The organism is Halomonas sp. ALS9 (assembly GCF_001651035.1).
GTDB lineage: Bacteria > Pseudomonadota > Gammaproteobacteria > Pseudomonadales > Halomonadaceae > Vreelandella.
In genome coordinates this window covers 1-20,488 of sequence record NZ_LXRG01000065.1, presented here as the reverse complement: position 1 = coordinate 20,488, position 20,488 = coordinate 1, and the positions used below count along the sequence as shown (strand labels likewise).

Sequence of the window (20,488 nt, the reverse complement as noted above, 5' to 3'; positions counted from 1 at the left end):
CCCTGTGTGCGTTCATACTGCTAGGATCACGCTTCTTTTAATTTTGTAGGTTACCTTGTTATGGGCGCACTGCTCACGCCATCGCGCATTGAGGCCGTTCAGCGGCGTATTGAAAGCATTGTCGAACGGCTAAAGCCGTGGAGCTGGCTGTGGCCCCCCATGGCGTTCGCTGCCGGTTTAGGCAGCTTCTTTCTGGTCGATCGCCAACAGTGGTTAGGCGCTGCATTAGCATTGGGACTGCTGTTCGCCTGGGCACTATTACTTTCCGAAGGTTTGATCAGCCGCTGGTTGTCACGACGTGGGCACCCCACCCCCCCACGAGGCGTGACCAACTTTATTGCCCAGATGATTCACCAGGAAACACTTTTCTTCACCCTGCCGTTTATTTTAGTCACCACCGTTTGGAATAGCGGACAAACGCTGTTTGCGCTGCTGGTGGGCGGCATGGCGCTGCTATCTATAATCGATCCGCTCTACTTCAAAGTTGCAGAGCGCTGGCGCAGTCTCTATTTTGTTTTTCATGCCCAGTGCGTTTTCCTGGTACTCCTGGTCACGCTACCCATCATGGTGCATCTCACCACCGGCCAAAGTCTGCTACTGGCCCTGGGAATCACCATTTTGCTAGCCCTGCCAAGTTTTTGGCACTTGCTTAAGCAGCGCTCGCTCAAACGCTGGTGCGCTTTTTTTGTCTTGACGCTGCTACTTGCCTATGGGGCTTGGCTTGGACGCATTTGGGTTCCTCCCGCCAGCTTATGGATGACAAGTAGCGCTCTCTCGCCTGCGTTTGATGTTGATCAACGCCTCCCTCAGGGCTCAATGACGCTAACGCCTCAAGCCATTAGCGAGAATGGCCTTTATGTGTATACCGCTATTCGGGCACCGCGGGGGTTAAGTGAAACTATTACCCATGCTTGGCATCATAATGGTGAGCCAATGGACGTTGTGGAACTCAATATCAACGGCGGACGCGAGGAGGGATACCGCGCATGGAGTCACAAACAAAACTTCCCTGAAAATCCGGCTGGGGATTGGCGCATCGATATCATGACGGGCAGTGGACAAAGGCTAGGACTGATACGTTTTGAAGTATCAGACGACAGCCAGCAAGCTTCCGTAGCGGATGGAGAGATACGCGCCAGCGGACTAAGTGGATTAAACTTACGGCGATTTGTGCCTGGTCGACCTAATAATGAAGAAGCGCGGCCGGAAGATTGAATTGTTATGCGCCTTGCATTCAGCGGCGCAGCTTATGACAATTCGCCTACTCACATTTATTGGCAGCTAGTTACCTATGGCTTCAACGATTGGATTTCGCATCGCACGCTTGCCCCATTTATGGCGCTCCATCTTGGATCGGCGTTTGGCGCCGTTGGGTTTAACCCAAACACGCTGGGTGACGCTGTATCACCTGTGGCGTCTGGGCGAAGGTCACCCGCAGTGCGACCTCGCCCGCGTTATTGGTGTTGAGGCGCCCTCGCTGGTGCGCACCCTTGGCCAGCTTGAGGAACAAGGCCTGGTTGAGCGCCGAGCCTGCGACAATGACCGCCGCAGCAAGCGTATTTATCTTACCCCAGCCGCGATGCCGCTGTTGGAACAGATTGATAACGTTGCCCAACAGGCGCGCAAGGAGATGTTCGCTGGCTTAAGCGAGGAGAACCTTGTGCAACTCAACGACTGGTTAGCGGTGATCGAAGCAAATGGATTGGCCATACAAGCACGCGATCAAGACAGCCCGGCTTCATGATCACTGGCTTTGGGCAACACCTGCTCAGTGCCCTTTAACGGCTGGCTGAAAGGCTGGTCGGCGTGGCCACGCAGGGCATCGCGCAGTTGATGAAATTCGGGTAGATAGGTCGCGAATCGCTCCGCGGTTTGCGACTCCCACCACCAAAGCGTCAGCGCATAAGGCGTTGATTGTACTACCAGCGCGTCCTGGGGTAAGCGCTCAAGCAGTGCTTTTAAGGGTATCGCGGCATCCTTGGGCAGCGTGCGCAAAGGAGCTATTCGCCAGCGCCAACCTGCGTAATAGGGTTCTAAAGCCTCGCTGGCATTGCTGTCTCTTACCAGCAGAAAATCCGGGCCTGGCCCTTCCTGGGGAAAGTGCCAACGGTAGGCGGGCATAGTGCCTCTAAAATGGTGCAGCGGCGGCTTTTCCAGTTTGATGCTGACGCCTTGATTTGAGATTTGTGAACGTAGCGCCTGTTGGCGCTTTTGGCGCGGGCTGGGCTTTAGCCACATCACGGGCGCAATCACTAACATCAGAATAAAGACTATAATAAACCAATCCATCTCTACATTTACCTCCACATGAGCCACACTGTATGCACTATTCTAAAGGACATGACTCAGATCGGTGTTTTGACCCAAGTCATTGTTAAAACTCTGGCTATTGTTAAAAAAGGACACGCCATCTAAAGTAAAGGTCATTGAACAAAGCGCTTTTTTCTTTGTTAACCAGTGCTATCCATGCCAAGGAGATACGCCATGAGCTATCACCATATTTTAGTTGCCGTTGACCTAACCAAAGACTCCCACAAAATTCTGGAACGTGCCGTTGCGATCTCTGAACGTAACGAACAAGCCAAAATCTCCATTATGCATACCCTGGAACCGCTTGGGTTTGCTTACGGTGGCGATATCCCCATGGACTTGACCAGCATCCAAGACCAGCTGGATGAGCACGCTAAAAAACGCTTGGCCGAAATTGCCGCCCCACATATTGCCGAAGCCGATCAGCACGTTGTCGTTGGTATGCCCGATACCGAAATCCACCGTTTTGCCGAAGACCACGATGTGGACTTGATCGTAGTGGGCTCCCATGGCCGCCATGGCTTTGCCCTGCTGTTGGGCTCAACCTCTACCGGTGTGCTGCACGGCGCCCAATGCGACGTACTCGCAGTACGCGTGGGCAAGAAAGGCGAAAAGAGCGACGAATAAACTACTGCGTTATATCGCTTACAAAAAAGGCGCCCATACGGCGCCTTTTAACGTTTTCAAGCTTACTCACCTGCAGCCATCGCTTCCAGCTCCATCCAGCGCTCCATGGCGACTTCTAACGCCTTTTGCACTTTTTCAAGCGTTTGTAGCTTAGCCGTCACGGCGTCAGCATCCTGCTGATAAAACGTTGGGTCACCGATTTCACTTTCTAACGCCTCGACTTCCCCCTCAAGACGCTCGATTTCGGCGGGCAGTGCATCTAACTCACGCTGCACATTGTAAGAGAGTTTGACGCTCTTTTTCGCTGGCGTAGCCGGTGCTTCAGCGACCTTTTTGGGCACTTCAGAAGTAGGCTCGGTACGCTGACGCGCCGCGCCTTCCCAAGGTGCCGGTGGCAGCTTGCCACCCTGGCGAATCCAGTCGGTGTAGCCACCCACGTACTCACGCACCACGCCCTCGCCTTCAAAGGCGAGCATGCTCGTGACCACGTTGTCCATAAAGGTTCGGTCGTGGGAGACCAACAGCAGCGTGCCATCGAAATCAAGCAGCAGCTCTTCAAGCAGCTCCAGGGTTTCCATATCAAGGTCGTTGGTCGGCTCATCGAGCACCAGCACGTTAGCTGGCTGGGTAAACAGCTTGGCTAGCAGCAAACGGTTGGACTCGCCGCCGGAAAGCGCTTTTACCGGCTGGCGTACCCGCTCGGGCGTGAACAGAAAATCCTGCAGGTAGCTCATTACATGGCGGTCTTTTCCGCCCACGCTGACGCGGTCGCTACCTTGCGCAACGTTGTCATAAACCGTTTTTTCCAGTTCGAGCCCTGCGCGCAACTGGTCAAAATAGGCCACTTTTAGATTGGTACCCATCTGCACCTTGCCTTCACTGGGTTCCAACTCGCCCAGCAGGATTTTCAGCAGGGTTGTCTTGCCCGCGCCATTGCGGCCTAGAAAGCCAATACGGTCGCCGCGCAGCACTTCAAGGTTAATATCGCGCAGGATCACGTCATCGCCAAACCGCTGGGTGACGCCTTGCAGCTCTACCACACGTTTGCCAGTGCGCTCGCCGCGATCAACCGTCAAGTTGGCATTACCCTGGCGATCACGACGCTGGCTGCGTTCGTTACGCATTGCTTCGAGCGCCCTTACACGCCCTTCGTTGCGAGTACGTCGAGCTTTAACACCCTGACGAATCCAAGCCTCTTCCTGGGCGAGTTTTTTATCGAATTCGGCGTTCTCCCGCGCCTCTACTTCCAGCTCGTGCTGCTTGCGGGCCTGATACTCAACGTACTTGCCGGGGTATCGCCCTAGCTGGCCTCGATCCAACTCCAGAATATTGGTCGCTAGCTTGGAGAGAAAAGCCCTATCGTGGGTAATCAGCAGTACCGCACCGTTAAAGGCCAGTAGCTGCTCTTCCAACCAGGCGATAGTGTCTAAATCCAAATGGTTGGTGGGCTCATCAAGCAGTAAAAGATCAGGTTCAGCGACCAAAGCGCGAGCCAGCGCCACACGGCGGCGCCAACCGCCGGAGAGCGAGTTCATTTCTGCTGCGGGGGGCAATCCTAGGCGTGTAAGCACGGTATCAATGCGTTGGTGATACGACCAACCATCGATAGCTTCCAAGCGGGTTTGCAGGGTCGCCATGCGATCCATATTGGGGTCGGGATCATTGATAAGGTGGTCGTACTCGGAGAGCAGCTCTCCGGCTTCCGGCAGGCCTTGAGCCACCATATCGAAAATCGTCAGGCCAGATGACTCAGGTAACTCTTGAGACAAAACGCCTATTTTAAGGCCTGGTGCGCGCCAGATTGAGCCATCGTCGGGCAGGATATCCCCTGCCACCAATTTTAACAGCGTGGACTTACCGGTGCCGTTGCGCCCGATCAGCGCTAGCCGCTCGCCTTTTTCAACCGTTAGGTCGGCGCGATTGAGTAATACATGGGTGCCGTAGGCGAGTTGCAGCTGTTCGAGTCGTAACAGGGTCACGCGGTGTCCTCCTTAATCGTGAGGCGCACAGTGTAACGCATGAGCGCGCCGGGAGGGGGAACGTTGTAGCACTGAACCGTATGGAGCAGAGACCAGCAGCGTGGTAACGTTTTCCCAGCACGTAAAATAACCCGATTAAAAGACACTTTTTCAAAGGCGGGCTGACAGTGACGGTGACCGTCTCGATGTATTTTGTAAACGAGCTGTTTAAAGGGTTACCGGACAGCGATACGTCGCCTACCCGTTACCTGGAACGGGCGGGAATCTCGCCCTTTTTACTTTCAGCGCCTAATGGTCGTGTCACTGTTGAGCAGTTTGCCGAGCTCTATCGCGGTTTAGTTAACGAACTGGATGACGAAACACCCGGTTTTTTCTCCCGCCCGCTGCGTGGTGGTACCCTAAAACTGCTGTGTTTAAGCATGCTGGATGCACCCAACCTGCAGGTGGCACTGCATCGCTATACGCAGTTTTTTCGTATTCTGCTCGATGATTTTGGCTATGCGTTTACCCTTGAAGGTGACTTGGCCCGCATGGCACTGGTGGAGAATGCACCGTTGGCGGGCAGCCGCATTTTAATCCATGAGCTAATGCTCAAGCTGTTTCATGGCATCGCGTCGTGGATGATTGCGCGTAAGATACCGCCCATTTTGATGGAGTGCGCTTACGCCCAGCCGCCTCACAGCGCTGACTATCTCTACTTTTACCCCGGCACGGTTCGCTTTGATCAACCACAAACCGCCATCTATATTGATCGCGGATTGCTTGATCACCCTATCCGACAAACCAAGAAGCACCTGGGCGCTTTTCTCAAACGTGCCCCGGCGGACTGGTTCTATGTGTCGTTTGCCGATCGCCTGCTCACTCACCGGGTGCGGGAACACCTTTCACGCCATTTATTGACGGCAGGTACGGTGCATAGCGCTGCTGACGCGCTACATATGTCTGCACGCACGCTGGCACGGCATTTAAAAAGGGAGGGCACCCACTTTCAAGCGGTCAAGGATGAGTACCGCCGCGATGTCGCTATTCAGGCACTCACCTGTAGTGAGAAGCCCCTTGTCAATATTGCAGAAGCATTGAGCTTTGAGGATCTCGCCTGCTTTAGCCGAGCTTTCAAAACCTGGACGGGCAACTCGCCCGCCGCGTATCGAAAAGCGCGTACGGCGGGCAGAGTTAATTAATGCTGCTAGATTTCGGTGCGAATACGTTTTTTATCCAGCTTGCCCACGCTAGTTTTGGGTATCTCATCGACGAAACGAATCATGCTGGGAATCGCCCAGCGGTTGAGTTTGCCCTGGGTGACAAACTGCTCTAGAAACGCCTGCACGGTTTCCGTCGTCGGTGGGTTGTTTAGATCAACAAGAACGGCTAGCGCGGCCGGTCGCTCCCCCCACTTATCGTCCGCCACCCCAATCACCGCCACTTCGGCAATGCCTGGGCACTGACTTATATAACTCTCTAGCTCTAACGACGAAAGCCACTCGCCACCGGTTTTAATCACGTCTTTAATGCGGTCGCTAATGGTCAAAAAACCTCGCTCATCGAGTGAGCCCACATCTCCGGTATGCAGCCAGCCGTTACGCCACAGCTCCGCACTGCGCTTCTCCTCTTTGTAGTAAGCCTGGGTCAGCCAGGGCGCTTGAACACGCACTTCACCAACGCTTTTACCATCGTTGGGGAGCGGCTCGCCGTCCGCGTCAACCACCTGCAACTTGACCAACGGAATTGGCAGACCCGCTTTACAGCGCCAGGGTAGCTGGGTCTCAAAATCAGCGTCACCAATATCCCGCGGTAGAATATCGGCGGTGAGCAGCGGGCAGGTTTCCGACATACCGTAAGCACTGCGGGTGTCGATCCCCAGTGTCCATGCTTTGCTTGCCAGCGCTTGGGTTAACGCACTACCGCCCACCAATACTTTCCAGCCGGAGAGGTCGACCTGTTTTGAGGCAATCGCCTCGGCACTCACCACCATGTTGAGCAACGTTGGCACGCAGTGGGAGAAGTCAACTTTCTCGCTAACCAATAGCTTGACCAGCATTTCTGGCTCGTAGCGTCCCGGATAGACCTGGGTAGCCCCCATCAGCGTGGCGGTATAGGGCACACCCCAGGCATGAACGTGAAACATGGGGGTAATCGGCATATAGACCTTGTCGCGGTTGAGCAGCTCAAAGCCGGGGGCTTGGAAAGCGCTCGCCTCGCCCAAGGTATGCAGCACCAACTGGCGATGGGTGAAGAAAACCCCTTTGGGGTTACCCGTCGTGCCGGTGGTGTAGAACAGCGTGGCAACGGCGTTTTCATCAAAAGTAGGGAAATCGTAGTGAGTAGGCTGCTGGCTTAATAGCTCTTCAAATTCGCCCACCAGTGACAGCGAGGTATCGATTGTTTGCGAGGCCTCCTGACACAGCAGGTAGCCCCGCACTCGAGGTAGCTTATCGGCCAGCGGCTCAAGCAGCGGCACAAACTCTTCGTGCACGATCACAAAAGCGTCTTCTGCGTGCTCCATCGTATAAAGAATTTGTTCCGGGGCTAGGCGAATGTTCACCGTGTGCATTACCGCACCAATCATCGGAATGGCAAAGAAGCACTCCAGGTAGCGGTGGCTATCCCAATCTAGCACTGCCACCACATCACCAGCTTGAACGCCCTGCGACGTCAACGTATGGGCCAGTTGATGCACCCGCTCACGAAAACGCTCGTAGCTGTGGCGGCTCTGATCCCGGTAGACAATTTGGTTGTCCCCCGCCATACGCACGCCCGCCTCCAGCAGGTCGCCAATCATTAGTGCAGGGTTAGTCGCAGAGGCCGCGGCAGGTAAAATTTTCGGGGTAACTGAAGGCATAATAGCTCCTTTAAATTTATTCTTGTGCAATCAATTCGGTTTAGGCGCGCTCAATAAGTAGGGCAATACCCTGCCCGCCACCGATACACAGCGTAATTAACCCGTAGCGGCCGTTAATACGCTCTAACTCGTGAAGGGCTTTAAGTATCAAAATAGCCCCTGTGGCCCCTACTGGATGTCCCAAGGCAACCGCGCCACCGTTGGGATTTAACCTCTCTAGCGGGAAACCGAGCGTTTCGGCCACCGCCATGGCTTGGGCAGCAAAGGCTTCGTTTGATTCAATCACATCAATATCGTTGATACTAAGCCCCGCCTGCTGCAGGCAACGCTTTACCGCTGGAATCGGCCCCAGGCCCATTAGCGTTGGATCGACGCCTGCAGTCGTGGCAACGCGTAGATGCGCCCTGGGCGCTAAACCGCGCTTTGCGGCTTCATCGCTATGGGCCAGCACCAAGGTGGCCGCGCCGTCGTTGATGCCTGAGGCATTGCCTGCGGTCACCACGCCGTCTTTCTGAAAGGCAGGCTTAAGCCGCGCTAAATCGCTAAGCTCAACGCCTTCGCGCACGTGTTCGTCGCGAGAGAAAAGCACTGTTTGCTTACCTCTGATGACCTCTACCGCGACGATTTGATCGTCAAAGCGACCTTCCTTGATGGCACGCGCCGCCTTTTGATGGCTCTCAAGGGCAAACTGATCTAACTGCTCTCGGCTTAAGCCATACTGCTTAGCGATATTCTCGGCGGTGCAGCCCATATGGCCGCTACCAAAAGGGTCGCTGAGCACTCCTAGTGTTAGATCCTGGATGTTCACATCGCCCATGCGCACGCCGTTGCGCGCTTGGGGCGGCAGCAGATATGCACCCCGCGACATCGACTCCGCGCCCCCTGCCAGCGCTAAGCGGCTATCGCCCATTGCGATCTGCTGGGCGGCAGACACAACCGCCTGTACACCTGAACCACACAGCCGATTGACGTTGAATGCCCCCGCCTCTTTCGGTACACCAGCCTCCAGCGCGATATGCCGCGCCAAATAGGCATCCTGGGGGCCGGTGGTAATAATGTGACCGTATACCGAGTGATCGATATCTCCACCCTCAACACCTGCTCGCCTTAGCGCTTCTTTAGCGGTGATCGTGCCCAGCTCAAACGGCGCCATTGTTGAAAGCGAACCACCAAAACCACCAATCGCGGTACGTGCACCGCCTAAAATTACGACATCATCTAATCGCATATTTATCTCCTGTACTTGCCGCCTAGCTAAGCCACTTTGCCCAACAATGAACGCGCAACGACTTCTTTCATGATTTCCGAGCTACCGGCGTAAATGGTTTGCACCCGGGCGTCGAGATAAAAGCGTGAAATGGGGTATTCGTGGGTGTAGCCATAACCGCCAAACAACTGCAGGCAGCGATCTACCGCTTGGCACTGCAGCTCGCTTAGCTGCAGTTTTAAAATCGCCGCATCCGTGCTGCTCATAGTGCCCTGTCGATACTTTGCGACGCAGTGCTCAAAGTAGGCCCGAGCGACGTCCAACTGGGCTTTAATTTCTGCCAGGGTAAAGCGGGTATTTTGAAAATCCGCCACCCGCTGACCAAACGCTTGGCGCTGCTGCACGTACGCTAAAGTAAGCGCCAGCGCACCCTCCACAGCTCCCAGGGCTTGTGCTCCTACGCCCAGGCGCTCACGTGGCAGCTCCTGCATCAAGTAACGAAACCCAGCGCCCTCCTCACCCAGCAGCGCATCATGGGGCAGTTGCATCTGATCAAAGGCAAGTTCGGCGGTGTCACTGGCGTGCTGACCGATCTTTTTAATCGGCTTACCCCGCGAGAAGCCAGGTAAGTGGGTATCAACCAAAAACAGCGAGACCCCTTTGGCACCGGCGGCAGGATTCGTTTTGGCACACACAATGACTAAGTCGGCAAACTGGCCATTGGTGATAAAGATTTTGCTGCCACTTAACGCCCAGCCGTCGGCAGTGCGCTTTGCGCGGGTTTTTATTGACGCCAGATCGCTCCCCGCATGGGGTTCAGTCATGGCAATGGCGCCAAGACACTCGCCTCGGGCCATGGCAGGCAGCCACTGCTCCTGCTGAACAGCTGTGCCCAGATTTTGCAGGTAGGGCATCACGATATTGGCATGAATGTTATAGGCACTGGCGAGGCCGCCAAACCCTTGGCGGGAGAGCTCTTCCAACGCCAGCTGGGTGATGGCAATATCAGCGCCCGATCCGCCATGCTGTTCGTCCAGGTCAATACCGAGCAGGCCCGCAGCGCCCAGCGCATGCCACAGTGAGCGCGGCATTTCGCCCGCCGCTTCCCACTCATCGTAAAAAGGGGCGACCTCATGGTTAAGGCAGCGCTTGATCATGGCGTGAAACAGTTCGGTGGTTTGCGCGTCCATGTTCACTCCTTGAGATCTTGACGCAAATGACGCTTGAGGATCTTGCCTGCGGTACTCTTGGGCAGCGCATCGGCAAACAGAATGCGTTTAGGCACTTTATAGGGCGCCATCAGCGTTTTGGCGTGATGGATCAACTCCTCCTCGCTTGCCTCTTGGCCCTCTTTCAATACCACCACTGCCGTAATAGCTTCGATCCACTTCTCGTCGGGCTGACCAATCACCGCCACTTCGGATACCGCCGGGTGCTTAAATAGCCCCTCCTCCACCTCACGGCTAGCGACCAGGATGCCCCCGGTATTGATCACGTCCTTAATACGGTCAACGACATACAAGTAGCCCGCTTCGTCGAAGTAGCCCACGTCCCCTGAGTGAAACCAGTCACCCTGGAAAGCCTCTTCCGTCATCGCCGCTTTATCCCAGTACCCTTTCATGAGCTGCGGTGAGCGGTGGACGATTTCTCCATGCTCTCCTGGAGGTACGTCATTCATCTCAAGGTCGACGATGCGGGTTTCCACCGTCAGGATTGGCCGCCCGGCGGAAGCGGGCCGTTCGGCGTGCTCTTCAGGTCGCAGCACGGTCGCCAAGGGGGCGATTTCGCTCTGCCCGTAGCAGTTATAGAGCCCTACGCCCGGTATCCGCTGCTGCAGCTCTTCCAGTACTGGCACCGGCATAATCGAGGCACCGTAATAGGCTTTGTTGAGGGTGCTTAAGTCAAAGCGCTCAAATTCAGCGTGGCGCAGCAAGCTGATCCAGACCGTGGGTGGGGCAAAAAAGGACACAATCTGGTGCTCGGCTATGGCGCTTAAGCACAGCTCAGGAAGCGGTGCTTCCAGCAAGTAAACAGGGGCACCCAATAACAAGGCAGGCATCAGAAAGACATGCATTTGCGCCGAGTGGTAAAGCGGCAGTGCGGCCAGCATGGCCTCGCTGCCTTTGATATCAAGCTCGACCATACAGGCCATATATTCAGCCATCAGTGCCTGATGGGTCATCATCGCGGCTTTTGGTGCGGCGGTGGTGCCCGAGGTGTAGAGCAACTGAGCAAGGCTGGCACCGTCGACCGTCACACTTGGCTCTTCGCTATTGAGCTCTGAGATAGCATGAACGAGTACATCAAAACTTTCTGCATCCCGCCCTTGATCCGCATGCAGAGTGCCCATCAAGGCGAGATCCAAGCCTTCGGTAGCGGCACTTACTTTATCGGCGAGACTCACATCACTGAGTAAACCCGCGGCCCCCGACTGGTCAAGAATGTAGTGCAGCTCATCACTGCTTAGCGCGAAGTTGATCGGTACATGTACTAACCCCGCTTTCGTAGCTGCCAACCAGGCAATGACGTAGGCATCGGAGTTTTTACCATACACCGCCAGCCGATCACCTGGGGCAAGCCCGGATGCCAACAAGCCATTGGCTACCCGGTTGGCTGCTTGATTGAGCGCTGAGTAGCGCCACTGGCGTTCACCAAACATTAGCGCTAGCTGGTGCGGATATTTTCGAGCACTGCGGCTTAGAGCTGCCCCAATGGTATTTTGCTGAATAACGGACGTTTCAGACATGCCAAATCCTCTGAGTTGTTGTCGTGAATTGGCAGTGACTTAACTGTTAACCAACGGGCAGACACTTTCTGACAGTGGACGGAAGGCCTCTTCTGCAGGAATGGTACGGATGATATGAAAGAGATCATCTTCGTCTTGAGATTCTTCGGGGGTTTTAACTTCCACTAAATACATATCGTGAACCATGCGGCCATCCTCACGAATGTAGCCACCGGTGGCGAAGATATCGTTGATGGGGGTATCGGCCATTTGCTGACGAACCGTCTGGGTATCATCAGTGCCAGTGGCTTTGATCGCTTCCAGGTAGTGGCGCGTACTAGAGTAGAGGCCTGCATGTACCATGGTGGGCATGCTGCCGGTTCGTTCTTTAAAGCGCTCGGCCCATGCGCGGGTTTCATCGTTTAGGTCGTAGTACCACGCTTTGGTAAATTGCAGACCCTGGGCGTTTTCCAGCCCGATGCTGCGCACGTCGGTACTAAACAGCACCATTCCCGCCAGGATCTGTCCCGCCTGGGTAATACCGAACTCGCCGGCTGTTTGCACCGCATTAATGGTATCGCCACCGGCGTTATTTAACGCAATCACATCAGCGCCGGAGGCTTGGGCCTGGAGCATAAACGAGGAGAAATCACTGCTGGGGAAAGGATGGCGGGCGCTGCCCACAATGGTACCACCGTTTTCTGTCACGACGCGGGTGACGTCAGCTTCCAGTGCATGACCAAAAGAGTAGTCGGCGCTTAACAGGTACCAGTTTTTGTGGCCCTCATCGGTAATTGCCTTTGCGGTTCCGTTGGACATTGCCCAGGTATCGTAAACCCAATGGATATGGTTAGGCGAGCAGTGCTCATTAGTAATACCTGACGAGACGGCACCATTCACCAGCCCGAGTTTATCCGCCTCTTCCAACAGGCTCACTGCCGCTAGAGTGACAGAAGATGCCACCAGCCCGGTGACCATATCGACATTACGCTCGTCGATCCATTCACGCACCACGCTTGAGCCCACATCAGGGCTGTTCCGATCATCAGCGCTAAACACCACAATATTGGCGCCGTTGACGCTGCCACCGATATCTTCAATCGCCATGTTGATGGCATCTTCGCCCAATGGGCCAATAGGGTCGCGATAAACGCCAGACATATCGGCTAAATAGCCGATGCGGATTTCATTATCAGAGATACCCTCGGCGGCAACGGTAGTGGGCGCATAGCTGGCCATCAAAATGGCAGCGGCGAGGGTTGAAGTAGCAAAACGGTGGTGAGATGTGCGATTAGATGAAAGATAAGATAGTTGCATTGTTATGTGGCTCTCTTTTGTTGTTATTAAGGGCTGTTATTGAATCGATAGCAGTGAAGTAGCAAGCAATAGCTCAGATTCATCTTAGGCGCTAATAGGCCGTGGCTGTTTACCTATCAAGCCAGATTTTTTGCAATTCGTGCCATATCTACCCCCTTGCCAGTTTAAACACACCATTAGTCGATGCTTGCGCATACCGTTACAATGGTGCCTTTGCATATTGAACGGGAGACACCTTTGGCCACCGCTTATGCCGATGACTTTTTACCCGAAGCACTTCAGTTTCGCTCTGATACACATTTGGTGGATATTGGCGCAAACCTAACCCATGAAAGCTTTGGTCGCGACCTTGAGGCGGTGATCCGGCGTGCCCAGGCGGCACAAGTAACGACCATGATCGTTACCGGCACCGACCTTGCGCATGCCGAACAAGCGGTTGCGCTAGCCAAGCAGTATTCTGGCCTCTATGCCACGGCGGGCGTTCACCCCCATGACGCTAGTCGCTGGGACAAGAGCCTTGAGCGCGCCATGGCGGCCCTGCATGCTATGCCGGAAGTCGTCGCTGTCGGTGAGTGCGGTCTGGATTTTAATCGCAACTTCTCGACGCCCCAGGAGCAGGAGCGGGCCCTTGAAGCACAGCTGGCGCTTGCAGTGGAAAGCGGTTTGCCGCTGTTTTTACACGAGCGGGATGCGGGCAAGCGGATGCGTGAAATACTGCATGCGTGGCGAAACGATATTAGCCACGCGGTCGTGCACTGTTTTACCGCCGACCGCGATACGCTGTTTGGCTATCTCGACCTAGACTTGCATATAGGCCTGACCGGTTGGATTTGCGACGAACGGCGTGGTCACCACTTGCGCCCTCTGGTTAGCGATATACCGCTTGAGCGATTAATGGTAGAAACCGACTGCCCTTATCTATTGCCCCGCAATCTCCCGGCGAAATTAAAGGGCCGCCGACACGAACCGGCATTACTGCCGTGGATTGTTCGCGAAATTGCCCAGTGGCATGGGGTTAGCGAAGCTGAGCTAGGGGCGGCAACCACACAAACCGCCCAGCGTTTTTTCCGTCTTCCCACGGAATCTTAACAGGAGTAATAGCGTGGACGACTATCCAGGGTTTATAGCCATTGAAACCGGCGAAGATGATGGCCTTCCGCTCGCCATCGCTTGGTCGCTACCCGATGGGCGTGTTAAACAAACATTGATTCAGCCGGACGATAGCTGGATCAAAGAAGATACCAATGCCATGGGCTCCTACAGCATGGAAGAGCTGGAGAGCCTAGGGGTTAGTCCGCTAGAGGTAATTCGCGAGCTGGAGAACGATCACTTCTCCGCCACTCTGTATACCAGCGACAATGGTGACGACGAAGCGGCACTCGCGCGGCTGTTTGACACCTATGGGTTAGACCCTTTCGTGGAGTTAGCTCCGGCCTCGGTGCTTTACCCTTCGCTTACCCCTGGCGAATGGCATCGTCAGCGGCGCGAAACATTCAGCGAGCTAGGGTTAGAGCCGATGCGCCCCGAGCATGAGCTGGAGGTGATGCTGTCGATGCATCAGCGCCTTACCGACGATGATCATTAGCCGCTAATAACATGATCGGCTTGATCTAAAATGGCCAAGCCGCCAGCCACCGCTTGGTTAAGGGCCTCTTGGTGGCCGTAGAAGCGCTCCAGCGCCTCTTGAAATGCGCCTGCCCGAGCTGGTAAGCCCTCTGCCAGGTAGCGCTGGGAGCGCGCCTCTACTCGCGCTGCAAAGGTCTCAAAATCTACTGCTACATCGCCACCTAAATTATCCACGCTAACGTGAAACACGCGTCCACAGGCGCGGGTGAAGATAGACTCCAACGCCTGTGGGGCTATCTCAGCCTGCTCGAAGGCCCTCTGCTGTTCGGCATTGCGACCATCGGGGCAGTACCAGTAGCCGTAATCCTCTTGTTGGCGCCGCTTCTCCCCTGCGATACACCAATGGCTGATTTCGTGTAGTGCGCTGGCATAATAACCCCGCGCAAAAATCACCTGATGATACGGCCTCACGCTGTTGGCAGGACGATAGAGTGGTTCATCTCCCCCGCGAATCAATCGAGTTTGATAACGCTCAGCAAAAATTCCATCAAAAAGCGCCATGATGTCTTCGAGCGTCCATCGCTCCTGCGTGTCACTCACATTGGCCTCATTTGTCATCGATTTTGGCGCATTATACCTGCCCTGTTGGTGCAAGCTAACGTCTTGCCACCATAAGCGTGGCGCGCCTGCTAATATAACGACTTTTCGTGAATAACTTTATCCATTAGGAGCCAACAAGTGGGCGGCTTTACTCAACAACTTAAATCGATTTACTGGCCAGAAACCCGAGCCTTAGTCTATTTGGCTCTGCCTATTTGCGGCGCACAGCTGGCTCAAGCGGGGATGAGTGTTGTCGATGTCATGATGACAGGTCGGCATGATGCCACGTCACTCGCAGCCGTATCGGTAGGCTCTAGCCTATGGATGCCGCTGATGCTGTTTATAACCGGCACGCTGATGGGGCTTACACCCATCGTTGCGCATTTACTGGGTGGCCAGCGCCACACGGCTATTCGCCCGGCAGTCCATCAGGCGCTTTGGGTTGCGTTACTGTTGGGCGCCGCCGCAGCAGCACTGCTCTGGTCAGCCGTTATGCCGATATTCAAGGCAATGGACGTGCCTCCAGCGGTCGCGCAACAGTCTGCTGCCTATCTTTCTGCCGTCGCCTTTGGTATGCCAGGGATTGCGCTATTTCAGGCGCTGAGAGCGTTTTCCGACGGCATGAATCATACCCGTCCGGCGCTATGGATAAGCCTGGTCGGCTTAGCGGTTAATATTCCTGCCAACTACCTATTGATCTACGGCGGCGAGGGATTAGTGGATCTCTTTGGCACCTGGATCCCTAGTAGTCTGCAACAATTACCTGCCTTGGGGGCATTTGGCTGTGGTATTGCGACAGCCCTCTCAATGTGGACGATGGCACTTGCGATGGCCTACTACACGCGCCGAGGACGTACTTATAAAAGCGTCGCTATATGGCAGCAGCTAACGCCTCCCCAATGGGTCGGCATTCGCGAACTCATAGTGGTGGGTGTTCCCATTGGCGTAGCTATTTTTGTCGAAGTTACCCTGTTTACCTTTATTGCGCTGTTTATTGCCAGTTTTGGCGAAGTCACCGTGGGTGCTCACCAAATAGCGCTTAGCTTCACCACTATTTTGTTTATGCTGCCTATGTCGTTGAGCATGGCGCTGACCGTCAGGGTGGGCAATACACTTGGGCAGCAGCGCCTGACACTCGCCCGCCAAGTTGCCTGGAACGGTATTGTGGTCAGTGTTTGTGTCGCCGCGTTTAACAGCATCCTGCTATGGGTAACCGCTGTGCCCGTCATTTCGCTTTACACTTCGAATGCCGAGATTCAAGCGCTAGCGCTGTCGATCATTGCTCTAGCGGTTATTTTTCAACTCTCTGACTCGCTGCAGGTCAATTTAGCTGGTGCTTTGCGCGGCTATAAGGATACCCGCATTGTCATGGTGATTACGGTGCTCTCTTACTGGATTGTAGGTTTGGGGGGCGGACACTGGCTGGGCTCACGGGGAATAGGTGATATGGTTGCTCCACTCGGGGTTCATGGCTACTGGATTGGCTTGATTGCTGGCCTAAGCACTGCGGCAGTGTTACTCGGCTGGCGGTTACAGCGTATTAGTATTCGGGGGTAGGCATGGTTCGATGGAGACTTTTTTCTCTAGCAATAGCGCTAAGTACCCTGCTGGTTGGCTGTGGCGATAATCCCGCTGAGCAGCAGTGGCAGGCTTATCACCAACAACTCGCCGATGACCTAGCACAGCCAGGCATTGAACGAGCTGACCCAGTTAATATTGGTGACTTCCCTGAGCGCTCCGAGCGGCTTATTTATATTCCCGAAACGCGAGATAGCCTGCTGAATGTTTACGCACTGCGCGAATGTCAAATCACGTCGCTAGTCGCCGCACGTAATAACCAACTGGGGCGTGTAGCGCCGCCTAGCCAACAGTGGTTATATGAGCGCACGCTATGGCAGCGACTAAGCGCCTGCTTAAATAGCCAAGTTCCCGATCAGTTAAGCAATGAAGATCGAACGCGCCTAGAACAATTAACAGCGACCAAAACAGCGCAGTTGCCCGCGGTAAGCTGGAACGCTATCTTTGACTCCAGCGAATGGGTTAAAAGCTTTTCACGGGCAAGCCAGCCGTTAGGCAACGTCGAAGAAGACGCTATTACTAACCAGCTTGACGCCATTAATTATTTGCAACAAATGACTGACCACCAGTTTGACCCCGACTGGCAGCAAGACTCTGCAACGCTTGAGAACCATTTGAAAAACCTGCAAGAGCGACCACTGACCGCTGAAGTGCTACGCGCCCTACTACTCGCTACTCAACGCTTAACGGAAGCGAATGCATTGCTAACTCAGCACAGTGATGCCGCGCACTGCTTAAGTCGCTGGGAGACAGCGTCAGTTGAGCCCTTAGCAAGCACAGCCAAACGGTGGCTAACAGCGATCAATCGCTTAATTGACGCGCAGCATGTAGACAAGCCAATAGCGATCCAACGCTATCAAACACGCTGGCTTTCGCTGAACAATGCCCAAGCGCCCTGGGGTCAGTTTCAGCAAGCACTTATCCAGCATCAGGCGCTACGAGAGCGCTTTCCACCTTGCTTTGATAATTAAAAAGCGCAGAACCCTTAACCTTAAGAGCAAGTTGTGCTATTTGTGGTTATGAGAGGTAAATGAGTAGGCTTTGCCAATCTGATGACCACGCAGCATAAGGAGGGACACAATGGGCGCATCCCTGTCACCCCGCTCTGCCCAGGTCATCGACCTGGAAACTGTGCGCCAGCGTCAGCAAGCGCAAAAGTGCCTAGTCCGTTTAGCCCCTGAGCTAGACGGTTTAGAGATGGTGTACCAACTCGCTGCGAGTCCCGACACCTTTTATGGCTTGCCTATTTTGGCCTGGGGATTAAGAGAGGACGGTAGCGTCATCGGTTTGGTGCCGTGGATGGAAACCCTGGCAGCTTGCCATGACCTGAATAGCCAGGAGAACGGCTACTTCGTGGGTTACCGTGATCCTGAAACGGAAGAAATTTTTGACACACCACCCGATCACAAATACCACGAGCTAATCGCGGCGGCTGAATACTTTGATTATGAGGCCTCTGGCGAAGTCACCCTCATTCAGCAAATTCCCGACATTCTGGGCACCCACGCACTATGCATGAATCACCCCAACTCGCCCTGGCATATGAAGCCCGTTTACGGCTGGCGTCTCTATAGCGACGGCAGTCTTGATGCACTACTTGCCGACGAGAATAAAGCGACGATGACACCAATCTTGTTAGGGGATAAGTGCCTATACAGCGCCCACGCGCGCCATCAAACCGTTTACTTTTTCCAGCGCCATATCGCCAATCGTATACTGGAAGAAGATCCAGAAACGCTTGATGCGCTAGCCATGATGGTAGTGGCAAGTGATTAACTAAGCGCATCAACTATGCAACTGTCGGCGAGGCCACTATCACTTAGACGATGTGGGCCTCGCTTGGTTTTTCGCACTGTTTCTAAGAACTGTTTCTAAAAACTGTTTCTAAGAGCTGTTTCTAAGAATCATCTCAAGTGGTTATTCCAAACGGCTATGCCAAACGGATAAAGTAGAGGTAGTTACTCTCAGAGGAGGTGTCCTGTTCAAGCAGTTCATGCCCTAAAAACTGACAAAATTTGGGCACATCTCGCGTTGTAGCGGGGTCGGTGGCAATCACTTTGAGCACTTGACCTGACGCCATATCGCGCACTTTGTTATGCATCAGCATAATCGGCTCTGGGCAGTAGAGTCCTGTGGTGTCCAATACCGCGTCAAAGGTGGGTAACGTACCCGTATTATCAGCCATCAATATCCTCGATGTGGGAAACAGAAAGTATGATTAAAGTTATCATCGAACGGCGAATTATGCCCGGACTTGAAGAAGAATTTGAACAAGCAGCGCGGGAGGCAATGCGCAGTTCACTTGGCGTAAGGGGGTTCATCGGTGGTGAAACACTGGTAGAGCTTGGCCATACCGATCGTCGACTGATGATTACCAAATGGCGTGACATCCGCGCTTGGAAGGAGTGGCACTCAAGCGAAGCGCGGGCAATGGCCATGCAGCGTATTTTACCGCTGTTAACCGAAGATGAAACTATCCGGATTTACGAACCTGGCTATTAAATAGCTTTTGCTCGATCTATCGATATCACAACCTATCAATCTCTCAACCGAACATGCACCGTTACCTCTTCACGATCATGATAAAGGTGACGGCATGATACGCTGGCTTGCACGCCAGCCTTATCCAGCGCCCCTTCTAATACCGTTAGGCAGCGTGTGACTTCATCCCAGCGCTTTTTCATGGGCAATTTGAGGTTAAAGATCGCCTCTTTGCACCATTTACGAATCAGCCAGCGCTCCACCATGGCTAATACCCGTACTGGTTTATCAACAATATCGCAAACTAGCCAGTCTAGGCGCTGCGGTGGCTCCCAGGTAAAGCCATCCTCTTTAAGATGATCGATCTGCCCGGTCTTCATCAACTGCGAGTCCATGGGGCCATTATCGATGGCGTACACGTACATACCCCGCTGCACTAGCTGCCATGTCCAGCCGCCCGGGGCGGCCCCCAAGTCAGCTGCCTGCATATGCGGTGCAAGTCGCTCCTCCCACTCTTCCCTAGGGATAAACTCGTGCCACGCCTCTTCCAACTTCAACGTTGAACGGCTGGGAGCACGGGAGGGAAAGCGCAATCGACGAATACCATTAATTAGATCGCTACGATTGCCTGGAAAGCTCATCGCCAACTGAACCTGATCACCATCAGTCCAGAAAATATGTAAGCGCCGTGCGCCCGCGCTGCGCCTTAACGCACCACGTTTTTTCAACATGCTTTCCAGTGGCTTGGTCAGCGCCTTAATCAGCCCCGCTAGCGCTTTGCCATCGTTGGTATCCGGCGTTTCATGCCAAATCTCTTCAAAGCTCCAACGGCTGGCTTTGACTTGCTCCAGAATAGCAGTCAAACGGTCGTCACGTGACAGAGTAAGTGCAGGTAGCGCAGCCAAGCTTTGGCGCGCGAAGATAAGCTTTTTAAATGCGGCTTGACGGTGTAATTCATTCACCGCTTCGCCATCGATGCGCGTTAAGCTTACCCAACCCTCGCCATAAGAAGATTCACACCCTACATCGTTTAATGCTGCGTGATGCTGCATTTCTGCTAAGGCATCATTTTCAAACCCTGGACGGCAGTAGACGAGCCACGACGTAGGTACTATTTCACTCACCTTTTTACCTTTATTCCGACCGTCACAAACGGTGACGGCTAGCTAATTAATTGGGTCGCATCATAGCATTTATTTAGCACTATTAGTGTGAGTAGTGAGTAGTGAGTGGTGAGTAGTGAGTAGTGAGTGGTGAGT

Annotated in this window: 20 protein-coding genes; 10 read left to right on the top strand and 10 right to left on the bottom strand. The window is 54.1% G+C overall.

Going from position 1 to position 20,488, the window contains the following annotated elements:
- The first annotated feature begins 60 nt into the window (after window positions 1-60).
- Both A6R74_RS04210 and slyA read left to right on the top strand, forming a co-directional pair.
- A complete protein-coding gene (locus A6R74_RS04210; protein ID WP_064233215.1) occupies window positions 61-1,215 on the top strand; it encodes a DUF5924 family protein in 1,155 nt (384 codons plus the stop codon).
- A gap of 76 nt (window positions 1,216-1,291) precedes the next feature.
- Window positions 1,292-1,744, top strand: coding sequence for a transcriptional regulator SlyA (gene slyA / locus A6R74_RS04205; protein ID WP_064233214.1), 453 nt, complete (start codon window positions 1,292-1,294; stop codon window positions 1,742-1,744).
- Here the strand turns inward: slyA and A6R74_RS04200 are convergent.
- On the bottom strand, window positions 1,723-2,289 hold the full coding sequence (locus A6R74_RS04200; RefSeq protein WP_064233213.1) for a hypothetical protein: 567 nt from the start codon (window positions 2,287-2,289) through the stop codon (window positions 1,723-1,725). The two genes, slyA and A6R74_RS04200, sit on opposite strands and share 22 nt — an antisense overlap.
- A 195-nt stretch (window positions 2,290-2,484) precedes the next feature.
- Here A6R74_RS04200 and A6R74_RS04195 point away from each other — a divergent pair, with 195 nt between their 5' ends.
- On the top strand, window positions 2,485-2,937 hold the full coding sequence (locus A6R74_RS04195) for a universal stress protein (protein ID WP_064233212.1): 453 nt from the start codon (window positions 2,485-2,487) through the stop codon (window positions 2,935-2,937).
- Window positions 2,938-2,999: 62 nt separating this feature from the next.
- On the opposite strand, the gene A6R74_RS04190 is transcribed toward A6R74_RS04195, so the two are convergent.
- Window positions 3,000-4,916: an ATP-binding cassette domain-containing protein gene (locus tag A6R74_RS04190; protein WP_064233211.1), complete on the bottom strand. Its 1,917-nt coding sequence runs from the start codon at window positions 4,914-4,916 to the stop codon at window positions 3,000-3,002.
- A 167-nt stretch (window positions 4,917-5,083) separates the two neighbouring features.
- On the opposite strand from A6R74_RS04190, the gene A6R74_RS04185 reads away from it, so the two are divergent.
- A complete protein-coding gene (locus A6R74_RS04185) occupies window positions 5,084-6,097 on the top strand; it encodes an AraC family transcriptional regulator (protein WP_082906594.1) in 1,014 nt (337 codons plus the stop codon).
- A 5-nt stretch (window positions 6,098-6,102) separates the two neighbouring features.
- On the opposite strand, the gene A6R74_RS04180 is transcribed toward A6R74_RS04185, so the two are convergent.
- The 5 genes from A6R74_RS04180 to A6R74_RS04160 are packed head-to-tail and all read right to left on the bottom strand — an operon-like array spanning window position 6,103 to window position 13,004.
- Entirely contained in the window at window positions 6,103-7,755 is a 1,653-nt protein-coding gene (locus tag A6R74_RS04180) for a fatty acid--CoA ligase (protein ID WP_064233209.1), read from the bottom strand.
- A gap of 40 nt (window positions 7,756-7,795) precedes the next feature.
- Complete coding sequence (gene bktB, locus A6R74_RS04175) at window positions 7,796-8,983, bottom strand: beta-ketothiolase BktB (RefSeq protein WP_064233208.1); 1,188 nt, start codon at window positions 8,981-8,983, stop codon at window positions 7,796-7,798.
- A 26-nt stretch (window positions 8,984-9,009) separates the two neighbouring features.
- Complete coding sequence (locus tag A6R74_RS04170; RefSeq protein WP_064233207.1) at window positions 9,010-10,152, bottom strand: acyl-CoA dehydrogenase family protein; 1,143 nt, start codon at window positions 10,150-10,152, stop codon at window positions 9,010-9,012.
- Window positions 10,153-10,154: 2 nt separating this feature from the next.
- Window positions 10,155-11,708, bottom strand: a complete 1,554-nt coding sequence (locus A6R74_RS04165) for a fatty acyl-CoA synthetase (protein ID WP_064233206.1) — start codon at window positions 11,706-11,708, stop codon at window positions 10,155-10,157.
- A gap of 39 nt (window positions 11,709-11,747) precedes the next feature.
- Window positions 11,748-13,004, bottom strand: coding sequence for an ABC transporter substrate-binding protein (locus A6R74_RS04160; protein ID WP_064233205.1), 1,257 nt, complete (start codon window positions 13,002-13,004; stop codon window positions 11,748-11,750).
- Window positions 13,005-13,241: 237 nt separating this feature from the next.
- On the opposite strand from A6R74_RS04160, the gene A6R74_RS04155 reads away from it, so the two are divergent.
- Together A6R74_RS04155 and A6R74_RS04150 are read left to right on the top strand one after the other, a co-directional pair.
- Window positions 13,242-14,093, top strand: a complete 852-nt coding sequence (locus A6R74_RS04155; RefSeq protein ID WP_064233204.1) for a TatD family hydrolase — start codon at window positions 13,242-13,244, stop codon at window positions 14,091-14,093.
- A gap of 13 nt (window positions 14,094-14,106) precedes the next feature.
- Window positions 14,107-14,589, top strand: a complete 483-nt coding sequence (locus A6R74_RS04150) for a hypothetical protein (protein WP_064233203.1) — start codon at window positions 14,107-14,109, stop codon at window positions 14,587-14,589.
- On the opposite strand, the gene A6R74_RS04145 is transcribed toward A6R74_RS04150, so the two are convergent.
- Window positions 14,586-15,170, bottom strand: coding sequence for an elongation factor P hydroxylase (locus A6R74_RS04145; RefSeq protein WP_276204770.1), 585 nt, complete (start codon window positions 15,168-15,170; stop codon window positions 14,586-14,588). The genes A6R74_RS04150 and A6R74_RS04145 overlap by 4 nt on opposite strands.
- A 138-nt stretch (window positions 15,171-15,308) precedes the next feature.
- Between A6R74_RS04145 and A6R74_RS04140 the strand changes: the two genes are divergently transcribed.
- The 3 genes from A6R74_RS04140 (at window position 15,309) to A6R74_RS04130 (ending at window position 18,524) form a co-directional block, all read left to right on the top strand.
- Window positions 15,309-16,727: an MATE family efflux transporter gene (locus A6R74_RS04140; protein ID WP_064233201.1), complete on the top strand. Its 1,419-nt coding sequence runs from the start codon at window positions 15,309-15,311 to the stop codon at window positions 16,725-16,727.
- A gap of 2 nt (window positions 16,728-16,729) precedes the next feature.
- The gene (locus A6R74_RS04135) at window positions 16,730-17,719 is read left to right on the top strand and encodes a DUF3080 family protein (protein ID WP_064233200.1); all 990 of its coding nucleotides are present in this window, start codon (window positions 16,730-16,732) and stop codon (window positions 17,717-17,719) included.
- A gap of 109 nt (window positions 17,720-17,828) precedes the next feature.
- Window positions 17,829-18,524 carry a hypothetical protein gene (locus tag A6R74_RS04130; RefSeq protein ID WP_064233199.1) on the top strand — a complete coding sequence of 232 codons (696 nt, stop codon included), beginning with the start codon at window positions 17,829-17,831 and terminating at the stop codon, window positions 18,522-18,524.
- Window positions 18,525-18,678: 154 nt separating this feature from the next.
- Here A6R74_RS04130 and tusA read toward each other — a convergent pair whose 3' ends face one another.
- Window positions 18,679-18,933, bottom strand: coding sequence for a sulfurtransferase TusA (gene tusA, locus A6R74_RS04125; protein WP_064233198.1), 255 nt, complete (start codon window positions 18,931-18,933; stop codon window positions 18,679-18,681).
- Between the two features lie 29 nt (window positions 18,934-18,962).
- Here tusA and A6R74_RS04120 point away from each other — a divergent pair, with 29 nt between their 5' ends.
- Complete coding sequence (locus tag A6R74_RS04120) at window positions 18,963-19,250, top strand: antibiotic biosynthesis monooxygenase family protein (RefSeq protein ID WP_064233197.1); 288 nt, start codon at window positions 18,963-18,965, stop codon at window positions 19,248-19,250.
- 35 nt (window positions 19,251-19,285) lie between these two features.
- Here the strand turns inward: A6R74_RS04120 and rlmM are convergent, their stop codons facing one another.
- The gene (rlmM, locus tag A6R74_RS04115) at window positions 19,286-20,353 is read right to left on the bottom strand and encodes a 23S rRNA (cytidine(2498)-2'-O)-methyltransferase RlmM (protein ID WP_064233196.1); all 1,068 of its coding nucleotides are present in this window, start codon (window positions 20,351-20,353) and stop codon (window positions 19,286-19,288) included.
- Window positions 20,354-20,488 lie beyond the last annotated feature (135 nt).

Excerpts from the sequence above, each read along its gene's own strand:
- A6R74_RS04210 (WP_064233215.1), top strand. The coding sequence starts at position 61 with ATGGGCGCACTGCTCACGCCATCGCGCATTGAGGCCGTTCAGCGGCGT.
- slyA (WP_064233214.1), top strand. The coding sequence starts at position 1,292 with ATGGCTTCAACGATTGGATTTCGCATCGCACGCTTGCCCCATTTATGG.
- A6R74_RS04200 (WP_064233213.1), bottom strand. The coding sequence starts at position 2,289 with ATGGATTGGTTTATTATAGTCTTTATTCTGATGTTAGTGATTGCGCCC.
- A6R74_RS04195 (WP_064233212.1), top strand. The coding sequence starts at position 2,485 with ATGAGCTATCACCATATTTTAGTTGCCGTTGACCTAACCAAAGACTCC.
- A6R74_RS04180 (WP_064233209.1), bottom strand. The coding sequence starts at position 7,755 with ATGCCTTCAGTTACCCCGAAAATTTTACCTGCCGCGGCCTCTGCGACT.
- bktB (WP_064233208.1), bottom strand. The coding sequence starts at position 8,983 with ATGCGATTAGATGATGTCGTAATTTTAGGCGGTGCACGTACCGCGATT.
- A6R74_RS04170 (WP_064233207.1), bottom strand. The coding sequence starts at position 10,152 with ATGGACGCGCAAACCACCGAACTGTTTCACGCCATGATCAAGCGCTGC.
- A6R74_RS04165 (WP_064233206.1), bottom strand. The coding sequence starts at position 11,708 with ATGTCTGAAACGTCCGTTATTCAGCAAAATACCATTGGGGCAGCTCTA.
- A6R74_RS04160 (WP_064233205.1), bottom strand. The coding sequence starts at position 13,004 with ATGCAACTATCTTATCTTTCATCTAATCGCACATCTCACCACCGTTTT.
- A6R74_RS04135 (WP_064233200.1), top strand. The coding sequence starts at position 16,730 with ATGGTTCGATGGAGACTTTTTTCTCTAGCAATAGCGCTAAGTACCCTG.
- A6R74_RS04130 (WP_064233199.1), top strand. The coding sequence starts at position 17,829 with ATGGGCGCATCCCTGTCACCCCGCTCTGCCCAGGTCATCGACCTGGAA.
- tusA (WP_064233198.1), bottom strand. The coding sequence starts at position 18,933 with ATGGCTGATAATACGGGTACGTTACCCACCTTTGACGCGGTATTGGAC.
- A6R74_RS04120 (WP_064233197.1), top strand. The coding sequence starts at position 18,963 with ATGATTAAAGTTATCATCGAACGGCGAATTATGCCCGGACTTGAAGAA.